Below are 21989 nucleotides of genomic sequence, written 5' to 3'. Positions count from 1 at the left end.
AGCTCGAAGGCATCAACAACCGCATCAAGGTGATGAAGCGGATGGCTTACGGTTACCGAGACAGCAGCTTCTTTTTCCTCAAGATCAAAGCCGCGTTTCCCGGGAATCCGTGAAGAACCTTTTTTTTTGTCTTGGCGAGGAAGCTTCCGGTCTTTGCCACCTACTTGGGCTCGTAAGTATTCGGCTCGCCACATTGTGTAAATACTTCTATTCATTTTGTAGGATCAGGCTTACGAAATGTGGCGAAGCCAAGCAGGCCAGCTTGCGTTCTCCTAGGAGCAGCAGGCCCCGGCCATCGCGGCGTTTTTCCTCTGTCACGCCTGGTCATTGACTGCCGGAAAATGCATGCGTGCTACAAGGAAAATGTGGCGAAAACAGCATGTTAGGATCGGTTTTGCAGACCGCGAGGCGCCGGAGATCGGTGCTTGCTCGCGTGCATTTAATTAAGCGTTTCATACCTGTATTTGCCACCGATTTGCCACCTTTGGACGACACTGTTTGGATGCCATGCACAGCCAAGATCTCAAGAAGCCGGACGGACGCAACCTCACCCTGTACAGCAACCAGCCGATCCCGGAAGGCATCACCGCGCCCAGTCCGTTCGCCGATCCCCAGCATGCCAATCCGCACCTGCGCTGGCATCCTCTGCGCGGCGAATGGGTGACCTACGCCGCCTTCCGCCAGAACCGCACCTACCAGCCGCCGCCCCAGTACAACCCGCTGGCCCCGATGAGCGACCCGCAGCACCCGACCGAAATGCCGGCCGGCGATTACGAGATCGCCGTGTTCGACAACCGTTTCCCGTCGCTGGCGCTGGAGTCGCACGATCCGCCGGCGGTGACGGTGCCGACCGCGCCGGCCAACGGCCATTGCGAAGTGGTGGTATTCACCCAGGACCCGAACGCCTCGCTGGCCTCGCTGCCCCTGTCGCGCATCGAGCTGCTGCTGTACGTGTGGGGCGACCGCACGCAACGTATCGGCAGCCACCAGCACATCCACTACGTGCTGCCTTTCGAAAACCGTGGCGCCGAGGTCGGCGTGACCCTGCACCACCCGCACGGCCAGATCTACGCTTACCCCTTCGTGCCAGCGGTGCCGGCGCGCATGCTGGCGCAGGAACGCGAATACTTCCTGCAGCACGGCAGCAGCCTGCTGTGCGACATGGCGCGCGACGAAGCGGCCGACGGCAAGCGCGTGCTGTACCAGGACGAGCATGCGATCGCCTTCGTACCGGCCTGCGCGCGCTATCCCTACGAGGTATGGGTGATGCCGACCGCGCCGTGCAAGGACTTCGCCGCGCTCACGCCGCCGCAGCGGGCCGGGCTGGCGCGCGCGCTCAAGACCGTGCTGCTGAAGTTCGAGGCGCTGTGGAACCGTCCCTTCCCCTACCTGATGGCCTGGTACCAGGCGCCCACCGACGGTGCCGAGCACCCCGAGACCCAGCTGCACGCCCAGTTCTACCCGCCTTACCGCACCCGGGACCGCCTGAAGTACCTGGCCGGCACCGAACTGGCGGCCGGCATGTTCGCGATGGACGTGCTGCCCGAGACCACCGCCTACGAGTTGCAGCAGGTGGAAATCAAGCTGGAGGAGGGCGGCGCATGACCGGACTCCAGCCACGCGCCCGCGAGGTCGCGGACAAGCTGGCGGTCCTGCGCGCGCACCTGGCCGCGGCCAATGCGGGGGCGGTCCGGCTGCGCGGCGTCGACTGGTTCGCCTGGGTGACGGCGGGCGGCTCCAGCGCCGTGCTGCACACCACCGAGCTCGGCGTGGCCGAGGTGCTGGTGACGCTTGAGGAAGCCTGCATCCTGACCGATGCCATCGAGGCCGAGCGCCTGCGCGCAGAAGAACTGCCCGAAGGTTTCACCTTCCACGTCGAACCCTGGGCCGAGCCCGAGCTGCGCGAGCGCTACGTGCAGAACGCCGCGGCCGGACGCGCCATCCTGTCCGACCGGCCGCAGCCGGGTGGCGTCCTGACCGAGCACGCACTGCCCGCGGCGCTGCGCCAACGCCGCCTGGTGCTGGGGCTGGAAGAGCGCGAACGCTACCGCCTGCTGGGCCGCGAGGCGGCCGAAGCGATGGGCGAGGCGCTGCGCCAGGCGCGTCCGGACTGGACGGAATATCAGCTGGCCGGTGCCGGCGCCCAGGCGCTGTGGCGGCGCGGCATCCATCCGGCCCTGGTGCTGGCCGCCGGCGAGCGCCGCCTGCCTGCCTGGCGCCACCCGACGCCCACGTCCGCGCCGCTGGGCGCGCGCGCGATGCTGGTGTTCTGCGCGCGCCGCCACGGCCTGTATGCCAACCTGAGCCGCTTCGTGTCGTTTGGTGCGGCGCCGCTCGACGAGCAGCGTGCCCTAATGGAGGTCGAGGCCACCGGCCTGGCCGCCGTCGCGCCTGGCAACTCGCTGTCGGCCGTGTACCACGCGTTCGACGCGGCCTACCGCCACGCCGACCGCGAGGGCGCGATCCGCGAGCACCACCAGGGCGGCATCACCGGCTACCGGGCGCGCGAGATCGTGGCCGGGCCCAGCACCGCCACCCAGCTGGAAGAAGGCATGGCCTTCGCCTTCAACCCCAGCTTCGCCGGCGTGAAGATCGAAGACACTTTCCTGCTCGGCCCCGACGGGCTCGAGAACCTCACGTTCGACCCCGGCTGGCCGGCGGCGGATGTACATGGCCGCAAGCGGCCCCTTTGGCTGGAGGCGCAAGGATCATGATGAACACCGACACCTTCTTCGGCGGCGCGCCGGAAGTGAACGCGTCGGCGCCCGGGCGCGTCAACCTGCTCGGCGAGCATACCGACTACAACGACGGTTTCATGCTGCCGGTGGCGACGCCGCAGCGCACGATGGTGGCGATGAGCCGCAGCGGCGACGAGCATTTCCACTTCTATTCGCCGACCTTCGACCACACCGTCACCTTTGCCCAGGACGGCAGCGCGCCGCAGGGCTACGGCAGCTACATCGAAGGCTGCATCCGTCTGGTACAGCTCGAAGGCGTGCAGGTGCCGCCGCTGCGCATCTACGTCACGACCACGCTGCCGGTCGGCTCCGGCCTGTCGTCCTCGGCGGCGCTCGAGGTGGCGACCCTGCGCGCGCTGCGCACGCTGCTCGGCTTCGAACTCGACGACGTCAAGCTGGCCCGCATCGCCCAGCGCGCCGAGATCGAATACGCCCACGTCAACTGCGGCATCATGGACCAGATGGCGTCCAGCCTGGCCGATGAAACCAACATGCTGTTCATCGACGCGCGCACGCTCGAGCACCGGCTGGTGCCGATGCCGCCCGATACCGAACTGATCGTGATCGATTCGGGCGTGGCGCGCAAGCTTGCCGCCAGCAAGTACAACGAGCGCCGCGCCGAGTGCGAGGAGGCGTCGCGCAAGCTGGGCGTACCGGCGCTGCGCGACGTCGCCGACCCGGAGGCGGTGGAGAGCCTTCCGGCGCCGATGCGCGAGCGCGCGCGCCACGTGGTGCGCGAAAACCTGCGCGTGCTGGAAGCGGCCGAAGGCGTGAGCGCAGAGCGTTTCGGCGAACTGATGAACGCCTCGCACGTCAGCCTGCGCGACGACTACGAAGTCTCGATTCCCGAGCTGGACGCGCTGTGCGAAGCCTTGCGTGCCCAGCCCGGCGTATTCGGCGCGCGCCTGACCGGCGCCGGCTTCGGCGGCGCCTGCGTGGCGCTGTGCCGTGCCGGGCAGGCGGAAGGAGCGGCCGCCGCCGCGCTGGCGGCCTACAACAAGCATGGACGACAGGGCCGGATCCTGGTTCCGGTTCCGACTGAACAGAAAGGACAACAATGAATCAGTTTGAGTATCCCCGTCCCCAGCTGGTGCGCGACAACTGGATCAACCTGAACGGGAAATGGCGCTTCTGCTTCGACGACGAAGCGCGCTACCGCCTGCCCGAGGACGTCGAGGAGTGGACCCACGAGATCAACGTTCCCTTCGCGCCCGAGACGGAACTGAGCGGCATCCACGACACCGGCTTCCACAGCGCGGTCTGGTACCAGCGCGAGTTCGAGCTGATGCCGGGCGACAAGCGCACGATCCTGCATTTCGGCGCCGTCGACTACGAGGCGCGGGTCTGGGTCAACGGCCGCCTGGTGGCCGAGCACGAGGGCGGCCACACGCCGTTCTCGGCCGATATCACCGGTTCGCTGAACCCGGACGGCAAGCAGGTGGTCACCGTGTTCGTCGAAGACGACCCGTCCGACCTGGCTAAGCCGCGCGGCAAGCAGGACTGGCTGCTGGAACCGCACTCGATCTGGTATCCGCGCACCACCGGTATCTGGCAGACCGTGTGGGTGGAACAGGTGGCGCCGACCTACATCCAGTCGCTGCGCTGGACCCCGATCTTCGAGACCTACGAGATCGGCTGCGAAGTGTTCGCCACCGGCGACACCCACCAGGAGCTGTTCGTCGAGGTCAAGATCTGGCACGGCGAGCAGCTGCTGGCGGACGACTACTACAAGCTGCTTGCCGGCGAGGCGAACCGCAAGATCGCCCTGTCCGATCCCGGCATCGACGATTCGCGCAACGAGATCCTGTGGAGCCCGGAGCGGCCGACCCTGCTCGACGCCGAGGTGACCCTGCGGGCGGGCGATGTGGTGCTCGACCGGATCCGTTCCTACACGGCGCTGCGCTCGGTCTCGATCAACCGCGACCGCTTCATGCTCAACGGCCGTCCCTACCAGCTGCGCCTGGTGCTGGACCAGGGCTACTGGCCGGAATCCTTCATGACGGCACCCTCGGACGCGCACCTGAAGCGCGACGTGGAACTGGTCAAGCTGATGGGCTTCAACGGGGTGCGCAAGCACCAGAAGATCGAGGATCCACGCTTCCTGTACTGGGCCGACCGGCTCGGCCTGCTGGTATGGGAAGAAATGCCATCGGCCTATCGCTTCAGTTCGCGCGCGATCACGCGCATGGTGCGCGAATGGACCGAAGCCATCCAGCGCGACTACAGCCACCCCTGCATCATCGTGTGGGTGGCCTTCAACGAATCCTGGGGCGTGCCGAACCTGACGCTCACCCAGGCCCACCGCAATGCGGTCGAGGCGCTGTACCACCTGACCCGCACGCTGGATTCGACCCGGCCTGTGATCGGCAACGATGGCTGGGAGGCCTCGGCCACCGACATCCTCGGCATCCACGACTACGACTGCGACCCGGAAAAGCTGCAGGCGCGCTATGCGGTGACGGATCCGGTGCGCACCCTGTTCGACCAGCGGCGTCCGGGCGGGCGCATCCTGACCCTGGATGGCTTCCCGCACCGCGGCCAGCCGATCGTGCTGACCGAATTCGGCGGCATCGCCTACGATCCCAAGCAGGACCCGGACGCGGACAAGACGACCTGGGGCTATTCGCGCGCGCATTCGGCCGAAAGCTACCTGGGCCTGTACCGCGACCTGCTGCGGGTGGTGAACGAGACCTTCATGTTCAGCGGCTTCTGCTATACGCAGTTCACCGACACCTTCCAGGAAGCGAACGGCCTGCTGAACGCGGACCGTACGCCCAAGCTGCCGCTGGAGGTCATCAGCGCGGCCACGCGCAACGTGGCCCTGCAGCGCAAAGAAGTGGAGACGGAAGGGGACCGCATCCCGGGTGGTACCGGCGTGCCGAAGACCGATCCCTGAGCCGATGCAGGAGGCTCGGGCGGCCGACAGCGCGGGAGCGCACCGGCCAGGCGCGCCGCGGCCGGATGCGGGTGCGCTGCCCTGTTCAGCGCTGGATCAGGCCGCCCGTCACATTGACCCGGTCGCCGCTGCGGAAGTCCGGCGTGCGGTCCTGGATGATGACCTGGTTGCTGCCGTCGTCCATGCGCAGCGAGATGCGGTAGGTGTTCGATCCGCCGCTGGTGCCGGTGCTTCCCGAGGCGCCGCTGCTTCCCATGCTGCCTGAAGCGCGCGGAATGACTTCGATCGCCAGCACCGTGCTGTTGGGCGCCGCCGCGGCCTGGGATGCGGTGGCGCCCGCGCTGCCCGAACCGCCCGACTGTTCCGCGCCGGATGCGGTACCGCTGCTGCCGCTGCTGCCGGTGGGATTGCCGGCGGCATCGGTGGCGCTGCCCGCGCCGTAGCTGCTCGAGCCGCCGCTGCCGGTCGCCCCGGCGGTACCACCCGATCCGCCCGAGGTGGCGTCACTGCCACTACCAGTGCCCGCCGCGTCGTCGCCGCGCATGCCGGCGCATCCGGACATGGCCAGCGCCGCCGCCAGCACGCCCGCCAGGATCATGCTCTGCTGTCTTTGCTTCATGATGGACTCCTTTGGTGGATGTCGATTGTCGATGTTCAGTAAGGATCTTCAACGAAAGCGTGACGATGCCGCGTGCCACCGCAGTGAGAGGGGAGAAGCGCGCCAGCGTTCCAGTTCACCCGGTTGAGGCTGAGCTGGATCAAGCGGCTCATGGGGAGCCGGGATCTTTCGGCCGCGCGCGAGGTCAGCGCTGGCGCGCGGATCTTGGCCCCGGTGCCAGCAGGCCCAGCAGGGTGGCGCTCACGAGGGCGGCGCTGACGTCGATCATCCAGTCGCGGATGTCGCCCGAGCGGTAGGGCAGGAAGCTCTGCACCAGTTCGTCGCCGGCGCCCATCAGGGCCACCGCCAGCACGGCCTTTGCGGCACGCGCCGCCGCGCTTCCCGTACTGCCGAAAAACCACAGCACGGTCAGGACTGCATAGGCCAGGCCATGCAGTACCACGCCCGGCGCGAACTGGCCCACCTCGGCACGTGCCCCGGGAATCGAACCGGCCACGATGATGCCTGCATACAGCAGCAGGGCGGTCTTGATGCGGGCGGAACGCAGGCGGGGATCAAGCAGCAGGAGGGTCAGGAAGTCAGGCATACCGGCAACCATAGCATGCCGGCTACCTGTTCCGCCACACCGCCACTAGATCGAGAGCGCGGGAACGCCGTTGGCGTAGTGGGCGTCGAAGCAGCTTTCGCAGTCGGCGCAGAACAGGTGGGCCATGCGCACGCTTTCCTGGCGCAGCACCAGTTTCAGGTGGCTGCGCCGGCACTTGGGGCAAATCTCGCGCAGGTTGCCGAAGGTGAGCAGGTCGAGCGGCGCGTTCTCTGAAGCAAGTCCGTCGACGACGGCCAGGGGATCGAGTTCGCTCAGTACCAGGGTACCGCCGGCATGGCGGCGCCGCGCGGCGCTGTCGGGCGGGTGGGCATGGGTCTCGGATGCACGCAGGTTCATAGGACAGGCTCCCATTATCGTGTGGTCATCGCAGCCTGTGGGTGGTTCAAAACGCAGGCTGGAGCTTCATCATAGCCAAATCCCGCCTGGCTGCAAGCTCTACCGGACATTTTTAGCGGAAGGTTTCTGCGGAGATAAAAAAATGCCCACCGAGAACGGCGGGCACAACCCAAATCGGGCCAAGAGACGTATTCGTCAAGTATAGAAACTCATTGTGACGACGACGTGACGCGAATCAAACGGCGTGCAGCTAGCTGAACTTCGAGAAAAAAGCATAGTTCAGGCGCAAGCAAAAAAAGCATAAAAAAAAGCCCGCTTGCGGCGGGCTTAAAACTATTTTCTTGGAGGAGAATAGTGGAGACAGGTGAGATTATGTTGCGCCGCGAAATATATGTCCAATTTAGTTATCGGATACCAGACATTGATTTTAGTGATATCTCATGTGACAAGCGTTCCGCTTCAGTCGCGTACCGGCACCGTATAGTTCAGCGCCATCCGTCCGCCATCCGCATACAGCGTCTGGCCGGTCATGTAGGACGCATCATCGCTGGCCAGGAAAGCGCAGATGGACGCCACTTCCTCCGGTTCGCCGCAGCGCCCGAGCGGGGTGCGCGACAGGATCGTGTGGCGCGCTTCCGCGCTGTCCAGCACCGCCTTCTTCGCCAGTTCGGTCAGGATGGTGCCCGGGCCGATGGCATTGACCCGGATGCCGTGTTGCGCCAGGCCGATCGCGGCCACGCGCGTGAGCTGGTTGACGCCGCCCTTGGAGATCACATACGGCACCTGGTTCGGGATGGTCAGCTCGGCGTTCACGCTGGACATGTTGATGATGCAGCCCGACTGGCGCTTGACCATCTCGCGCGCCACCGCCTGGCTGCACAGGAACATCGATTTCAAGTTGATGCGCAACACGCGGTCGAAGTCGTCTTCTTCGAGCTCGAGGAAGCCGGCGGCATGGGTGACGCCCGCATTGTTGACGAGGATGTCGATCCCGCCAAAGGCGTCCAGGGTGGCGGCCAGCATGGCCTCGACTTCGGGTTTGAGGCTGACGTCGGCCTGGTGGAAGCGGGCCGACTCGCCCAGCGCCGCCGCGGCGGCCTGGCCTTCAGGGCGGATGTCGACCAGCATCACGCGCGCGCCTTCCTGCACCAGGCGGGTGGCGCAGGCCAGGCCGATGCCCTGGCTGGCGCCGGTCACGATCGCGGTTTTGTTGGCTAGTCTCATGGCGGGCTTTCGAAAAGGGAAAGCCGCCATTGTATCGGCTGCCGGCATGGCCGGCAGCAAGCGGTCTACAGCACCAGGGGCCGGTCAGGCAGTTCGTTGGCGCGGCTGCCGCTGGCGGGGAAGTGCTGGCGCAGCAGGCCGTTCACCTGCTCGACCGCGTCCAGCGTCGCCTCATGGAAACGGCCCTGCCTGAAGCCATCCGTCATGGTGCGGCAGACCGCCTGCCAGGTGGCGCTGTCGATCCTGCGGTCGATGCCGCGGTCGGCCACGATGTCCACCTTGTGTTCGGCCAGGTTGATGTAGATGAGGACACCGCAGTTCTCTTCGGTGTCCCAGACGCCATAATCGGCGAACAGGGCCAGCGCCCGCTCGCGGTTGCTCACGCCATGCCAGGCCTCTTCGAAAGGCAGGGACTTTTCGACGATCAGGCGCACTTCACCGCGGTGGGTCTGTTCGCCATCGGTGATCGCCTGCGCGATCGCGCCCAGCGTCGTTTCCGGGAACGCCCGTTCGGCCTCGCCGCGGCGGCTGCTCAGGTGGCGCCAGGCGCGCCGGATGCGTTGTCCGATATCCATTACCAGTCTCCCGAGGCGCCGCCGCCGTCGAAACCGCCCCCGCCGCCGGAAAAACCGCCGCCGCCGAAGCCACCGCCACCGCCGAAGCCACCGCCACCGCGCCCAATGCCGCCCAGCACATTGCCGAGGATGATGCCGGTCGCGACGTCACCCAGGCCGCTGCCGCGCCGGTGACCCCAGTGGTTGGGCGAGAGCCGGCTGCGGCGTGGCCGGAAAAGCGAGCGCAGCATCGCAATGCCGAAGAACAGCATGACGATCGCGAACACCGGGATTCCGCCGGACTCCTGCTGCGCCTGGCGCTGCTGGCCCTGCTGGGCCGGCGCGGGGAAGCTTTCCTCGTTCAGCAGGGTGGCGATGGCGCCCACGCCGGCCACCAGGCCCTCGTAATAGTGGTTCTGGCGGAAGTGCGGGGCGATCACATCCTGCAGGATGCGTTTCGACTGGGCGTCGGTCAGCACGCCCTGCACGCCACGTCCGGCCTCGATGCGCAGCCGGCGCAGCGCGCTCGGATTGTCGCGCGCCACCATCAGGAGCACGCCGTCATCGACGCCCTTGCGTCCCAGCTTCCAGGCATCGGTAACGCGGATGCTGTACTGCTCGATGGCCTCGGGCTCGGTCGATTTCACCAGCAGCACGGCGATCTGGCTGCCGGTGCGCGCCTCGTAGTCGGCCAGCACCGCCGTGAGGCGTTCGCGCTGGGCCGCGTCGAGCATGCCGGCCTCGTCGACCACGCGTCCGCTCAGGGGCGGCACCGGCTTGAGCTGCGCAAAAGCGGGCGCCGCCTGCATGCAGGCCAGCATGCAGGCCAGCAGCAGGATCCACAGCGAACGCGGGAGTGTGCTTCCGATCGGCATCGTCGCGGGCCGCTTACTTGCCGAAGTCGACCGTCGGCGCCGTCGAGATCGCCTTTTCGTTCTCGACCGTGAACGAAGGCTTGGTCTCGTAGCCGAACACCATCGCGGTCAGGTTGGTCGGGAACTTGCGCACGGTGACGTTATAGTCCTGCACCGAAGCGATGTAGCGCTGGCGCGCCACCGTGATGCGGTTTTCCGTGCCTTCCAGCTGCGACTGCAGGTCGCGGAACCGGCCGTCGGCCTTCAGGTCGGGGTATTTCTCCGAGACCGCCATCAGGCGCGACAGGGCGCCCGACAGTTCGCCCTGCACCTGCTGGAATTTCTGGAAGGCGGCCGGGTCGTTCAGCACTTCCGGCGTGATCTGGAAGCTGGTCGCGGCGGCGCGGGCGCGCGTCACCGATTCCAGGGTCTCGCGCTCGTGGGAAGCATAACCCTTGACGGTGTTGACCAGGTTCGGGATCAGGTCGGCGCGGCGCTGGTACTGGTTCACCACTTCGCCCCAGGCCGCCTTGGTGGCCTCGTCCTTGGACTGGAACTCGTTGTAGCCACAGCCGGACAGCAGCGAACCGGCCAGCACGGCGACGGCCAGGGTACGGGTCCAGCGCGAGAAGAGGGAAGTCGTCATGATCGTATTGTCGAAGGCAAGTTGTCGAATGGTCAAAATATACATGATGTAAACATTTTCCGGCGCACCATGGCCACGCCCGCCACCGGTTTATCGTGGCTGGCGGGTACAATATTGGGTTTGCAATGCCTGACTGACAAGGGGCCCGACGTGACTTTCATCGACAAACTCTCCGCGGCCTGGACCCGCAACGATTCCCTGCTGTGCGTCGGACTCGATCCGGACCTGGCCCGTTTCCCGGCCGAACTGGCCGGCCAGCCGGACGCCATCGTACGCTTCTGCAAGGCGATCATCGACGCCACCGCCGACCTGGCCTGCGCCTTCAAGCCGCAGATCGCCTACTTCGCGGCGCTCGGCGCCGAGGCCCAGCTGGAGCAGATCTGCGCCTACCTGCGCGAACGCTATGCGCATATCCCGCTGGTGCTGGACGCCAAGCGCGGCGACATCGGCGCCACCGCCCACCAGTACGCGCGCGAAGCCTTCGAGCGCTACGGGGCCGATGCGGTAACGGTCAATCCCTACATGGGCTTCGACTCGGTCGAGCCCTACCTGGAATGGGCAGACCGCGGCGTGATCGTGCTGTGCCGCACCTCGAACGCGGGCGGCTCGGACCTGCAATTCCTCGACGTGGGCGGGCGCCCGCTGTACCAGCACGTGGCCGAACTGGTGGCGCAGAAGTGGAACCGCAACGGCCAGCTGGCGCTGGTGGTGGGCGCGACCTTCCCGGATGAGATCGCGCAGGTGCGCCAGCTGGTAGGGGATATGCCGCTGCTGATTCCGGGCGTCGGCGCCCAGGGCGGCGATGTGGAAGCAACCGTGAAGGCGGGCCGCACGGCCGGCGGCGCCGGGATGATGATCAATTCCTCGCGCGCGATCCTGTACGCGGCGCCGCTGGCCGGCGAGGACTTCGCGGCGGCCGCGCGCCGGGTGGCGCTGGAAACGCGCGACGCGATCAACGCCGCCCGCGCCCGCGCCTGAACGCCACGCGCATCGGGCAAGGCGGCCCGCCGTGGCCGCCATCGCCTCACATCCGGCTGGGCGCGATGCCTTCCGCGTAGTCGTACAGCGCGCCGAGGATCTCTTCGGCGCGCTCGTCCGCCGTCTCCGACAGCGCATCGATTTCCCCGAACAGCTGGTCGATCGTGCGGGCTCCGCCGTCACCGTCGAACAGGCGCGCGGCGCGGTGTGCTTCCCAGCGCCCCATGTCCCCGGGCGACAGGCTGTGCGGGAAGTTGCGCGCGCGGTAGCGGAACAACAGTTCGCCCAGGCGCTCGTCCTCGAACGCAGGACGCATGCCGGCGAGGGCTTCCGGTTTCTCGTGGCGCAGCGATTCCAGCTTGCGCCGGTCGCCGCTGCCGACGAAACCGCCGTACAGGTCTTCGTCCACGTCCACGTCAAGCGGCGAGGCCGGCTTGCGGAATACCTCGGCCCAGATCGACCCCATGTCGCGTGCGCGCACGCCCTCCAGCGCCAGGGCGGCATGGGTGCGCGCCTGCTCGACGTCGATGCCCCAGCGCGCCGCCATCGCAGGGTGCAGGGTCTTCAGGTTCCCCACCAGCATCGGCGACTTGTTCAGGTGCACGCTCTTGATCGGCAGCCGCGTCATCCCTTCCGGCATCTCGGCGCTGCGGGTGAACAGGCGGGTGCGGATGGTGTCGACGTCCAGGCCAAACAGTTCGGAAGGATCGTGGCGGCAGTCCCAGACCAGGACCTCGTTCTTGTTGGTCGGGTGCTGGGCCAGCGGCAAGACCAGGCCCAGGCAGCCGTGCTCGACCGGGAACATCCCGGAGACGTGCAGGAAGGGCTGGCGCTGGCTGGGGTCGAGGTGCAGGCCCATCTCGGCGGCGACCCGGTCCTTGCGCCGCAGTTCCAGGCAGAAGTCGAACAGCTTCGGCTGCCTGTCGCGGATCAGGCGCGCCAGGGCGATGGTGGCGCGCACGTCCGACAGCGCGTCGTGCGCCGCCTCGTGCACCAGGCCATTGGCCGTGGTCAGGTCTTCCAGGCGGAAGCTCGGCTTGCCGTCTTCCTTGGACGGCCATTCGATGCCGTCGGGACGCAGCGCGTGAGTCATGCGCACCACGTCCAGCAGGTCCCAGCGGCCGCAGCCGTTTTGCCATTCGCGCGCATACGGGTCGATCAGGTTGCGCCAGAACAGGTGGCGCGTGACCTCGTCGTCGAAGCGGATGGTGTTGTAGCCGACGCCGATGGTGCCCGGCTCGCTGAAGGCGGCCTCGATGGTCCGGGCGAACTCGTGTTCCGGTACGCCGTGTTCCAGGCAGTGCTGGGGCGTGATGCCCGTGATCAGGCAGGATTGCGGATCGGGCAGGAAGTCGGGCGCCGGCTGGCAATACAGCATGATCGGTTCGCCGATCTCGTTCAGCGCCGCATCGGTGCGGATCGCGGCGAACTGGGCCGGGCGGTCGCGGCGCGGGACCGCGCCGAAGGTTTCATAGTCGTGCCAGAGGAAGGTATGCGTGCTCATGTATTTTTGCTGGTGTCGCAGGGGCGCCGGACGGCGGGCAGGCGCCATGGTGGCACAGAATGGGCGCGCCGTCAGCCGCCGCCGTCAGGCCCCGGCACCGGGAATGTGCTAGATGCTGACCCGGTCGCGCCCGGACTGCTTGGCGCGGTACAGGGCGGCGTCGGCCGCCGCCATCAGCGCCTGTTCGTCGGCGCCCGGAACCAGGCTGGCCACGCCGAAGGAGCCCGTGATGTGGGGCAGGGGCAGGCGCATGTCGGGAAAGACCATGGTGGCGCGCAGGCGCTCGGCGAGGCGCTCGGCCACGATCTCGGCCAGGGCGGTCTGGGTATCCGGCAGCACCGCCATCAGTTCTTCGCCGCCATAGCGCACTGCGAAATCCGAGGGGCGCAGCGATTCGCGGATCACCCCGGCGGCGCAGGACAGGGCGGCGTCGCCGGCCAGGTGGCCGTGGGTGTCGTTGAAGCGCTTGAAGTGGTCGAGGTCGATCATGATGACCGACAGCGGGCTGCCGTCCTGGCGCGCACGCGCCGCCAGCTTGGGCAGCATGTCGTTGAGCCAGGCCCGGTTGTACAGGCCGGTGAGGCTGTCGTTGAGCGAGAGCTGGCGGTAGAACTCGCCCAGCTTCTGGCGCCGCCTGAGCTGGGCGTTGGCGGCGCGCACCCGGAACGACAGCAGGCGCAGCAGGTTGCGGGCCAGTACGTTCGAGCGGTCGATCAGCTGCCAGACCAGTTCCGGTTCGATCACCAGCAGTTCGCAGTCTTCCAGCGCGCGCATCGCGGCCAGGTTGACGGCATCGTCCAGCACTGCCTGCTCGCCCACGCTTTCGCCAGGCAGCACGCGCGTGACGCCGCTGTCGTCGCTGCCGCTGTGCGCGTCCGGCGCCACTTCGAGGGAGCCGGACAGCACGATGTAGAGCCGCGCGCGCAACCCGTCCTCGATGCGCTGGCCGGCGGCAACCCGGACCAGCGCGCAAGGGGCGAGCGCCGCCATGACGCCGGGATCGTCGGCGTCGCGAAACAATTGCAGGTCGCGCAGGCTATAGCGCGATGCACCAAAGGTGCCGATCTGGTCCACGGTAGTCTCGTGCGGGAAGTGTCATTACAGGATCGTCGATCCGGGAATGATAACTCATCGCAACTCGTGCGCGTGCGCGGCATTTCCAGAAACCGGGTTCGGCCGCCATAATGGCGTCCATGACAGCGCCCCCGACACTTCCACCGATACCAGCTTCCGACCTGGTCGACGCCCTCGGCCACCAGCACCATCCCGCCAGCGCGCCGCGCATCGTGTCGCTGGTGCCTTCGATCACCGAGCTGCTGTGCGAGCTCGGCCTGGCCCCCTACCTGGTCGGGCGCACGGGGTTCTGCATCCATCCGCGCGCGCTGGTCGAGGCCATTCCGAAAGTGGGCGGCACCAAGGACGTGAACATCGACAAGATCCGCGGGCTGGCGCCGACCCACCTGGTGGTGAACATCGACGAGAACGAGAAGCCGACCGTCGAGCAGCTGGCGCAGTGGGTGCCGCATATCGTGGTGACGCATCCGCTGGTCCCGCGCGACAACCTGGCGCTGGCGCGCCTGATGGGCGGGATATTCGGGGCGGAAGAAGCGGCGGCCCGGTGGTGCGCCGCCTTCGAGCAGGAATACGCGGCCCTGCGCGCCCTGCCGCCGGCGCCACCGCGCACCGTGCTCTACTGCATCTGGCAGGACCCGTGGATGAGTGTGTCGCGGGATACCTATATCGCCGCCATGCTGGCCGAGATCGGCTGGCACGTGCCCGTGCTGGACGGCGCGCGCTATCCGCGCTTTGCCTGGTCGGATGCGCTGGTCGGCCAGCTCGACGCGGTGCTGCTGTCCACCGAACCCTACCGTTTTACGGAAGCGCATGCGGATGCGCTCGAGAAGCAGCTGGGCATCCCGGTGTTCCTGGTCGACGGTGAGATGATGTCCTGGTACGGCAGCCGCGCGCTGGCGGGCCTGAGCTACCTGCGCACGCTGCGCGCGATGCTGGAAGGCGGTGGAGGATAGAAAACGCGCCCGGAGCCGGGCGCGCACAAGACAGCGCAGGCCCAGGAGCAGGGCCTGCGCGGGACGGAATCAGGAGTCGGTCAGGTGCTTGTCGGCCAGCGGGTCGATGACCGGCGCGGTATCGTGCTTGTTCTTGTCCTGCAGGCGGCCGATCGCGCTGTCGAGGGCGCGCGCCAGCTTGCCGCCGGCATTCTTGATCGACTGGCGCAGGTCGTCCGAGTGCTCGTGCACGACGATCGGCTGGTAGCCGCGCACGCGCGCTTCCATCATGCAGGAATTGCCGCCGTCGGCGCCTTTTTCGCGGTTTTCATTGCTCAGGTGAACTTCGACGCTGGTGATGTGGTCGTTGAAACGGTCGATCGCGCCGCGCACCACGCTTTCCACGTGTTCGTCCAGGCCCTGGCGGTTGGTGATGGTGCGGTCGGTATTGACATTGATCTGCATATGCTTGCTCCTGTTGTCATAACGCTTACATCGTACTCGCGGCTGCGTCGCGGCCGCGTCCTATGATGGCAGATATGGGCCAATTGGCAAGTTGCAAGCCCAACATGAGGCCGCGGCTGGAATTCAGGGCTGGGCCAGGTCGGCTTCGGTGGTAAAGGCGTCGGCGAAGAATTCGTCCTCCGGCAGGCCGCATTCGGCCACGTAGTCGCGCCGCGCCGATTCGACCATGACCGGCGCGCCGCAGGCGTACACCTGGTAGCCGGACAGGTCGGGCAGGTCCTGCATGACGGCCGCGTGCACGTAGCCGGTGCGGCCCTGCCAGGCGTCTTCCGGCAGCGCGTCCGACACCACCGGGATGTAGCGGAAGTCGGGCAGCGTGGTTTCCCAGGCGCGGCACAACTCGTCCATGTACAGGTCCTGCGGGCGGCGGCCGCCCCAGTACAGGCGGACCGGGCGCGTGGACTTCAGGTGCATCAGGTGCTCGACCAGGGCCTTGACGGGGGCGAAGCCGGTGCCGGAGGCCAGCAGCACGATCGGCTTGCCCGATTCCTCGCGCAGGAAGAAGGTGCCGAGCGGGCCCTCGAAGCGCAGGATGTCGCGCTCCTTCATGGCGCTGAACACGTGGTCGGTGAACAGGCCGCCCGGCAGGTGGCGGATGTGCAGTTCCAGCGGGCCGCTGAACGAGGGTGCGCAGGCGATGCTGTAGGCGCGCCGCTTTCCGTCCTTGAGCAGGAATTCGATGTACTGGCCGGCGCGGTAGGCCAGCGCCTCGTTGGCCGGCAACTGCAGGCTGACGATGGCGACGTCCGGCGCGGCGCGCTGGATGGCGGCGATCCGGGTCGGCATCTTGCGCACCGGGTATTCCGAGCTGCCGCCCACTTCGCGCGCTTCGATCACCAGGTCCTGCTGCGGCACGGCGCAGCAGAACAGCGACATGCCCTCGGCCTTCTCGGCTTCGCCCAGCGCGCGCTGCTGGTGTGGCTTGTGGACGACCTCGCCCTCGGCGATCCGGCCCTTGCACGAGCCGCAGGCGCCGTTCTTGCAGCCGTAGGGCAGGCCGATGCCGGCGCGGATCGCGGCGGAGAGGACGGTTTCGTCGGCCTCGCAGGTGAACTGGTGGCCGCTGGGCTGGACGGTGATCTGGAAAGTCATGCAGGCGAAAGGATGGTTGCGGTTGCGGATAGGTGGCAGGCGCCGGTTGCGGCGGTGGCCGCTATTCTACACCGGCCCTCCAGGCCCCGTGAAACGCCTGGCGGCGTGCTAGAGTAGACGGCTTTCAGACAGCCCTGCCGTGCATGAACCGTGCACGATCCTTCCATGATCCAGCCTTCCGCCTTCCACCGTCCGCGCCTGCTCATCGTCGGCTGCGGCGACGTCGGCATGCGCCTGCTGCCCCTGGTGCGCGACCGCTTCCGCGTGTTCGCGCTCACCAGCCAGCGCGAGCGCGTGCCGGTCCTGCGCGCGGCCGGCGCGGTGCCGCTCGTGGCCGACCTCGACCAGCCGCATACCCTGCGCCGCCTGCACCGGCTGGCCGACTGGGTGGTGCACCTGGCGCCGCCGCAGGCCGAGGGCCGCCAGGACCGCCGTACCCGCCACCTGGCCGCGGCGCTGGGCCGCGCCACCGGCATGGTGTATGTGAGCACCAGCGGCGTGTATGGCGACTGCGCCGGCGCCCTGGTCCCCGAGACCCGGCCGGTGGCGCCGCGCAATGCGCGCGCCTTGCGCCGCGTCGACGCCGAGCGGGTGCTGCGCGCCTGGGCGCGCGCGTCCGGCACCCGCCTGGCGATCCTGCGCGTGCCCGGCATCTATGCCGCCGACCGCCTGCCGCTCAGGCGCCTGGCGCAGGGCACGCCGGCGCTGCGCCCGGAAGACGACGTGTACACCAGCCATATCCACGCGGACGACCTGGCGCGCATCGTTGCGCTGGCGCTGCTGCGTGGCGGCGGGGGAAGGGTAGTGCATGCAGTGGACGATACCCGCCTGAAGATGGGCGAGTACTTCGACGCGGTGGCCGACGCCTGCGGCCTGGCCCGTCCGCCGCGCCTGCCGCGCGCCGAACTGGAGAAGGTGGTGACGCCGGTACTGCTGTCCTTCATGTCCGAGTCGCGCCGCCTGGATAACGGACGCCTCAAGCATGAATTGGGCGCGCGCCTGCGCTATCCCGACGTGGCGGCGGCGCTGGCGCAGCTGCCCGCGCCTCCCGTACAATCGGGCCTTCCGAAAGAGAGGCCAGCATGACCTACGAAGAATACCTCGACGAAGTGACCACCCTGATCGTCGAAAAATACGGGGTGGCCGATGCCGCCGCGATCAAGATCGTCGTCGACGCCCAGGACCGGGAGTACTTCGTCGCGCACGACGACAAGCCGGAAATGCGCACCCTCGAGCGCGCCCACGCCGACGCGCGCAGCCTGTACCAGGCCAGCGCCCAGGCCAAGGCCGGCGCCGGCAAGAAGAAGTAGCGGCAGCGCTGCCGCTGCCGGCACCTCAGGCCCGCACCTCAGGCCGGCACCTCAGGCCGGCACCGAGAGCGGCATCGCGTCCGCCTGCCGGGGAAGCGTGGACGCTGCGTCCGCCTGGCCGCAGACCGGCACGCTGACGACGACGGTGGTGCCGCCGCGCGGCCCGCTGTTGATCGAGAAGCTGCCGCCGAGGATGTTGATCCTTTCCTCGATGCCCACCAGGCCGAAGGACCCGCTGCGGTTACGGCTGCCCGGGGCGATGCCGATGCCGTTGTCGCGGATCGTCATCGCCAGCGTGCCGGCATGCTGGTGCAGGTCGATCCATACCCGGGTCGCTTGCGCATGCCGGGCCACGTTGCTGAGCGACTCCTGCAGGATGCGAAACAGCGCGGTGGCGCAGCTGTCGTCCAGGTGCTGTCCGGCTTCATCCGCATCCCTGTCTACATCCTCGTTCAGCTCGCAGGCGATGCCGGTGCGGCGCGCGAACTCGGCCACCTGCCAGTCCACCGCCGCGTGCAGGCCCAGGTCGAGCACGTTGGGACGCAGGTCGATGATGATCTGGCGCACGCTGCGGATGCTCTGGTCGATCTGGCGCACCGTGGCCGCGGCCCGCTCGTGCAGGTGTCCATGGCTGCCGTGGCTGCGCCGGGCCAGCATCTCGGCCTCGATCTTCAGGGCCAGCAGGTTCTGGGCCAGCTCATCGTGGATCTCGCGTGCGATGCGCTTGCGCTCGTTTTCCTTGATCTGTTCGGCATGGGCCGCCAGCTGGCGCAGCTTTTCGTTGGTGGCCTGCAGCTTGGCCTGGCTGGCGCGCAGTTCGCGCGTCATGTCCCCGGCCATGCGCAGGGCGCTGCGGCGCGACGAGGCCATGGTCTGGAACAGGGCGTACAGCAGGGCGGTGCTGAGGGCGCCGGCCAGGGCCGCCATCCACGGGTAGTACTGGTCGAAGCGCGAGTGCAGCGCACTGCGCTCGATGCTGAAGTCGGCGCGCCATTCGCGCTGGTTGAAACGCACCGGCAGGCTGGCCGTGAGCAGGCCGGCCGCATCTAGCCGCGGCAGCGCGCTCCCGCTGGCGGCGTGGCTGTCGTGCAGGACCGGACTGGGAGGCGCTTCGCCCGGCGCCACCGGCGGGGCCTCGACATCGGTCAGTACCAGGCGCACGCCCTTCACGGGAAAGCCTTCGAGCACGCCGCCGACCATCCGGTCCACGCCGAAGTTGATGCCGACCGACCCGAGGTAGGCGGCACGGCGCTGGTCCACGGTCTCGATCGGCATGCCGCCGCGGTACACGGGCAGGCGCATGCCGAGCACCGTGCCGCCCTGGACGTACCGGCCGAAGCCGGAAACCCGGATGCCCGAGGTAGTGATCGTGTTGCCGTCGCGCGAAGCGTGCAGGAGGCGACGCAGATGGCCGCTCTCCTCCAGGTCGGTGCCGAGCTTGGCGAGCGTGTGCGGATTGGCCGGCTCGATCCGGACGATCACGGTATGCTTGTCGCGGCCGGGGACGGGAACCAGGCCGCGGACGGGTGCCGGCATGCCGGCCGCGCGCAGGCGCTCCCGCAGTTCGGCATCGAGCGCCGCCAGTGCGTCGGGTCTGACGCTGCGCGCGTAGTTCAGGGCGACGATCCCTGGGAAGTTGCGCGGCGTGTCGAGCTGCTCGACGTATTCGCGGAACTCGCCGGCGCTGGTGTCCGGCTTGGCGTGGAACAGGCCGGCCGCGCCGCGCAGGACATCGGTGTAGCTCTTGATGCGGGCGTCGATCGCATACTGGGTGGCGCGCGCCATGCCGCGAAAGCGCGCCTCGGCATCGCTTTCGATGGCCTCGGCGGTCGCCAAGTAGAAGCCGGCGCCGATCGTGATCGACAGCAGGGCTCCGGTGAACACCACCGCCGGCGTGGCGGGCGGACAGGTGGATCGACGGGAGAAAGGCATGGTGCTTCGTCTCGCTTCCTGGGTTGAATGTGCCGCGTCCCGGCACATCATGCATACGCTAAGCGTGTTCTAGGAACAAGGTACCTAGCAGAAATGATAGTTTTGCATATAAGCAACAGTCCAGGGAGGGTGGACTGGCTTCTCAGGCCGGCACGGATAGCGGCGCTGTGCTGTCCTGCGCGAGGGCGGGCGTGGCTGCCCGGCCGCGGACCGGCACGCTTACGACGACGGTGGTGCCGCCGCGCGGCCCGCTGTTGATCGAGAAGCTGCCGCCGAGGATATTGATCCTTTCCTCGATGCCCACCAGGCCGAAGGACCCGCTGCGGTTACGGCTGCCCGGGGCGATGCCGATGCCGTTGTCGCGGATCGTCATCGCCAGCGTGCCGGCATGCTGGTGCAGGTCGATCCATACCCGGGTCGCTTGCGCATGCCGGGCCACGTTGCTGAGCGACTCCTGCAGGATGCGAAACAGCGCGGTGGCGCAGCTGTCGTCCAGGTGCTGTCCGGCTTCATCCGCATCCCTGTCTACATCCTCGTTCAGCTCGCAGGCGATGCCGGTGCGGCGCGCGAACTCGGCCACCTGCCAGTCCACCGCCGCGTGCAGGCCCAGGTCGAGCACGTTGGGACGCAGGTCGATGATGATCTGGCGCACGCTGCGGATGCTCTGGTCGATCTGGCGCACCGTGGCCGCGGCCCGCTCGTGCAGGTGTCCATGGCTGCCGTGGCTGCGCCGGGCCAGCATCTCGGCCTCGATCTTCAGGGCCAGCAGGTTCTGGGCCAGCTCGTCGTGGATCTCGCGTGCGATGCGCTTGCGCTCGTTTTCCTTGATCTGTTCGGCATGGGCCGCCAGCTGGCGCAGCTTTTCGTTGGTGGCCTGCAGCTTGGCCTGGCTGGCGCGCAGTTCGCGCGTCATGTCCCCGGCCATGCGCAGGGCGCTGCGGCGCGACGAGGCCATGGTCTGGAACAGGGCGTACAGCAGGGCGGTGCTGAGGGCGCCGGCCAGGGCCGCCATCCACGGGTAGTACTGGTCGAAGCGCGAGTGCAGCACACTGCGCTCGATGCTGAAGTCGGCGCGCCATTCGCGCTGGTTGAAGCGTACCGGCAGGCTGGCGTGCAGTACCCCGTCGCCTTCCCTTGTCGGCCTTGCCGCGGGTCGCGCGGTCCCTCCATGGCTGTCGTACAGGATCGCGCTGGGCGGCGCTTCTCCTGGTCCGTGCGGTATCGCGTTCAGGTCCCTCAGCACCAGGCGTACGCCCTTGACCGGGAACTCGTCGAGCACGCCGCCCACCATCTGGGCAACGCCAAAGCCGATGCCCGCGGTGCCGATGAACGCGGCACGGCGCTGGTCCACGGTCTCGATCGGCATACCGCTGCGGTAGACCGGCAGGCGCATCGCCAGGTGATAGGGATTCGGACCGGGCTGCATGCTGAGCCGGGTACCCGAGGCCGCGATGCTGTTGTTGTCGCGCGTGGTGGCATGGATGCTGCGGACGTGGGGTAGCCGCTCGAGGTCCGTGCCGAGTTTGGACAGGGCTTGCCGGCTGGCGGGTTCGATATAGGTAATGATCGAGTAGCTGTCGCGGCCGGGTACCGGCACCAGGCGCTGCGCCGGTTCGGGCATGCCATGCTGGCGCAGTCGCTGCCGGATCTCGGCGTCAATTGCCGGCAAATCGGCGGCACGCACGGTCCGCGCGAAATTGATGACCGACATGCCGGGAAAGTTGCGCGGTGTGTCGAGCTGCTCGACGTACTGGCGAAACTCTTCGGCACTGACGTCCGCATTGGCATGGAACAGCCCGGCCGTGCCGCGCAACACGTCCGTATAGCTCTTGATGCGCGCATCGATCGTGTGCTGGGCGGCGCGCGCCATGCCGCGAAAGCGCGCTTCGGCATCGCTGTCGATGGCCTTGGCGGTGGCCAGGTAGAGCGCCGTGCCGACCGCCAGGGACAAGAACAGTCCTGCCAGCATCGTCGCCGGTGCGGCTAGCGGCTGATGGGAAGGAGAGGGGAGATGCATATACCGTAATCTCGCTTGCGCAGTGGAAGCGTTTCTTGCACGCTTAAAACACTCATACGCTAAGCTTGTTTACGATAGGAGGGTCCTATCAGAGCTGATAGGTTTTGTTGCCATGCAACGAAACCCGGGCGCGGGTCTGGAAAGCGATCCG

22 protein-coding genes are annotated in these 21989 nt (G+C 67.6%); 9 read left to right on the top strand and 13 right to left on the bottom strand.

Features of this window, described 5'->3' with window-relative positions; genetic code table 11:
• From LE190_RS21075 to LE190_RS21055, 5 genes are all read left to right on the top strand, one after another.
• On the top strand, window positions 1-113 hold a 113-nt coding region (locus LE190_RS21075; protein WP_225240553.1), incomplete at its 5' end, for a transposase.
• 394 nt (window positions 114-507) lie between these two features.
• Window positions 508-1605 carry a galactose-1-phosphate uridylyltransferase gene (gene galT, locus LE190_RS21070; RefSeq protein WP_225240550.1) on the top strand — a complete coding sequence of 366 codons (1098 nt, stop codon included), beginning with the start codon at window positions 508-510 and terminating at the stop codon, window positions 1603-1605.
• Window positions 1602-2714 (top strand): M24 family metallopeptidase, encoded by a 1113-nt coding sequence (locus tag LE190_RS21065; protein WP_225240549.1) that lies wholly within the window; start codon window positions 1602-1604, stop codon window positions 2712-2714. Before galT ends, LE190_RS21065 begins: the two co-directional genes overlap by 4 nt.
• Window positions 2711-3799 (top strand): galactokinase, encoded by a 1089-nt coding sequence (gene galK, locus LE190_RS21060; RefSeq protein WP_225240548.1) that lies wholly within the window; start codon window positions 2711-2713, stop codon window positions 3797-3799. The genes LE190_RS21065 and galK overlap by 4 nt, the downstream gene beginning before the upstream one ends.
• The gene (locus LE190_RS21055; protein WP_225240547.1) at window positions 3796-5634 is read left to right on the top strand and encodes a glycoside hydrolase family 2 protein; all 1839 of its coding nucleotides are present in this window, start codon (window positions 3796-3798) and stop codon (window positions 5632-5634) included. The genes galK and LE190_RS21055 overlap by 4 nt, the downstream gene beginning before the upstream one ends.
• An 85-nt stretch (window positions 5635-5719) precedes the next feature.
• Here LE190_RS21055 and LE190_RS21050 read toward each other — a convergent pair whose 3' ends face one another.
• The 7 genes from LE190_RS21050 to LE190_RS21020 all read right to left on the bottom strand — a co-directional run bounded on the left by LE190_RS21050 (window position 5720) and on the right by LE190_RS21020 (window position 10474).
• Window positions 5720-6253, bottom strand: a complete 534-nt coding sequence (locus LE190_RS21050; protein WP_225240546.1) for a hypothetical protein — start codon at window positions 6251-6253, stop codon at window positions 5720-5722.
• 184 nt (window positions 6254-6437) lie between these two features.
• Window positions 6438-6839 (bottom strand): VanZ family protein, encoded by a 402-nt coding sequence (locus LE190_RS21045; protein WP_225240545.1) that lies wholly within the window; start codon window positions 6837-6839, stop codon window positions 6438-6440.
• Between the two features lie 45 nt (window positions 6840-6884).
• Entirely contained in the window at window positions 6885-7196 is a 312-nt protein-coding gene (locus tag LE190_RS21040; RefSeq protein ID WP_225240544.1) for a hypothetical protein, read from the bottom strand.
• Between the two features lie 459 nt (window positions 7197-7655).
• Window positions 7656-8420 carry an SDR family NAD(P)-dependent oxidoreductase gene (locus tag LE190_RS21035; RefSeq protein WP_225240543.1) on the bottom strand — a complete coding sequence of 255 codons (765 nt, stop codon included), beginning with the start codon at window positions 8418-8420 and terminating at the stop codon, window positions 7656-7658.
• A 65-nt stretch (window positions 8421-8485) separates the two neighbouring features.
• Window positions 8486-8995 carry a TPM domain-containing protein gene (locus LE190_RS21030; protein ID WP_225240542.1) on the bottom strand — a complete coding sequence of 170 codons (510 nt, stop codon included), beginning with the start codon at window positions 8993-8995 and terminating at the stop codon, window positions 8486-8488.
• Window positions 8995-9849, bottom strand: coding sequence for a TPM domain-containing protein (locus LE190_RS21025; RefSeq protein WP_439847502.1), 855 nt, complete (start codon window positions 9847-9849; stop codon window positions 8995-8997). Before LE190_RS21025 ends, LE190_RS21030 begins: the two co-directional genes overlap by 1 nt.
• A gap of 13 nt (window positions 9850-9862) precedes the next feature.
• Complete coding sequence (locus tag LE190_RS21020) at window positions 9863-10474, bottom strand: LemA family protein (RefSeq protein WP_225240541.1); 612 nt, start codon at window positions 10472-10474, stop codon at window positions 9863-9865.
• 150 nt (window positions 10475-10624) lie between these two features.
• Here LE190_RS21020 and pyrF point away from each other — a divergent pair, with 150 nt between their 5' ends.
• Window positions 10625-11452 (top strand): orotidine-5'-phosphate decarboxylase, encoded by an 828-nt coding sequence (pyrF, locus tag LE190_RS21015; RefSeq protein WP_225240540.1) that lies wholly within the window; start codon window positions 10625-10627, stop codon window positions 11450-11452.
• 46 nt (window positions 11453-11498) lie between these two features.
• On the opposite strand, the gene sbcB is transcribed toward pyrF, so the two are convergent.
• Window positions 11499-12956 carry an exodeoxyribonuclease I gene (sbcB, locus tag LE190_RS21010; RefSeq protein WP_225240539.1) on the bottom strand — a complete coding sequence of 486 codons (1458 nt, stop codon included), beginning with the start codon at window positions 12954-12956 and terminating at the stop codon, window positions 11499-11501.
• A 108-nt stretch (window positions 12957-13064) separates the two neighbouring features.
• Complete coding sequence (locus tag LE190_RS21005) at window positions 13065-14030, bottom strand: GGDEF domain-containing protein (RefSeq protein WP_225240538.1); 966 nt, start codon at window positions 14028-14030, stop codon at window positions 13065-13067.
• Between the two features lie 119 nt (window positions 14031-14149).
• On the opposite strand from LE190_RS21005, the gene LE190_RS21000 reads away from it, so the two are divergent.
• Complete coding sequence (locus LE190_RS21000; RefSeq protein ID WP_225240537.1) at window positions 14150-14983, top strand: helical backbone metal receptor; 834 nt, start codon at window positions 14150-14152, stop codon at window positions 14981-14983.
• 69 nt (window positions 14984-15052) lie between these two features.
• On the opposite strand, the gene LE190_RS20995 is transcribed toward LE190_RS21000, so the two are convergent.
• Window positions 15053-15427, bottom strand: a complete 375-nt coding sequence (locus LE190_RS20995) for an HPF/RaiA family ribosome-associated protein (RefSeq protein WP_225240536.1) — start codon at window positions 15425-15427, stop codon at window positions 15053-15055.
• 123 nt (window positions 15428-15550) lie between these two features.
• Window positions 15551-16579 carry a CDP-6-deoxy-delta-3,4-glucoseen reductase gene (locus tag LE190_RS20990; protein ID WP_225240535.1) on the bottom strand — a complete coding sequence of 343 codons (1029 nt, stop codon included), beginning with the start codon at window positions 16577-16579 and terminating at the stop codon, window positions 15551-15553.
• A gap of 165 nt (window positions 16580-16744) precedes the next feature.
• On the opposite strand from LE190_RS20990, the gene LE190_RS20985 reads away from it, so the two are divergent.
• Window positions 16745-17665 carry an SDR family oxidoreductase gene (locus LE190_RS20985; protein ID WP_225240534.1) on the top strand — a complete coding sequence of 307 codons (921 nt, stop codon included), beginning with the start codon at window positions 16745-16747 and terminating at the stop codon, window positions 17663-17665.
• On the top strand, window positions 17662-17889 hold the full coding sequence (locus LE190_RS20980; protein WP_225240533.1) for a hypothetical protein: 228 nt from the start codon (window positions 17662-17664) through the stop codon (window positions 17887-17889). The genes LE190_RS20985 and LE190_RS20980 overlap by 4 nt, the downstream gene beginning before the upstream one ends.
• A gap of 51 nt (window positions 17890-17940) precedes the next feature.
• Here the strand turns inward: LE190_RS20980 and LE190_RS20975 are convergent, their stop codons facing one another.
• Both LE190_RS20975 and LE190_RS20970 read right to left on the bottom strand, forming a co-directional pair.
• A complete protein-coding gene (locus tag LE190_RS20975; protein ID WP_225240532.1) occupies window positions 17941-19821 on the bottom strand; it encodes a sensor histidine kinase in 1881 nt (626 codons plus the stop codon).
• A gap of 142 nt (window positions 19822-19963) precedes the next feature.
• Window positions 19964-21772: a sensor histidine kinase gene (locus LE190_RS20970; RefSeq protein WP_225240531.1), complete on the bottom strand. Its 1809-nt coding sequence runs from the start codon at window positions 21770-21772 to the stop codon at window positions 19964-19966.
• Window positions 21773-21989 lie beyond the last annotated feature (217 nt).

Source organism: Massilia hydrophila (assembly GCF_020208145.1).
GTDB lineage: Bacteria > Pseudomonadota > Gammaproteobacteria > Burkholderiales > Burkholderiaceae_D > Telluria > Telluria hydrophila.
The sequence above is the reverse complement of the archived record's forward strand: the minus strand, read 5'-3'. Positions and strand labels throughout refer to the sequence as shown.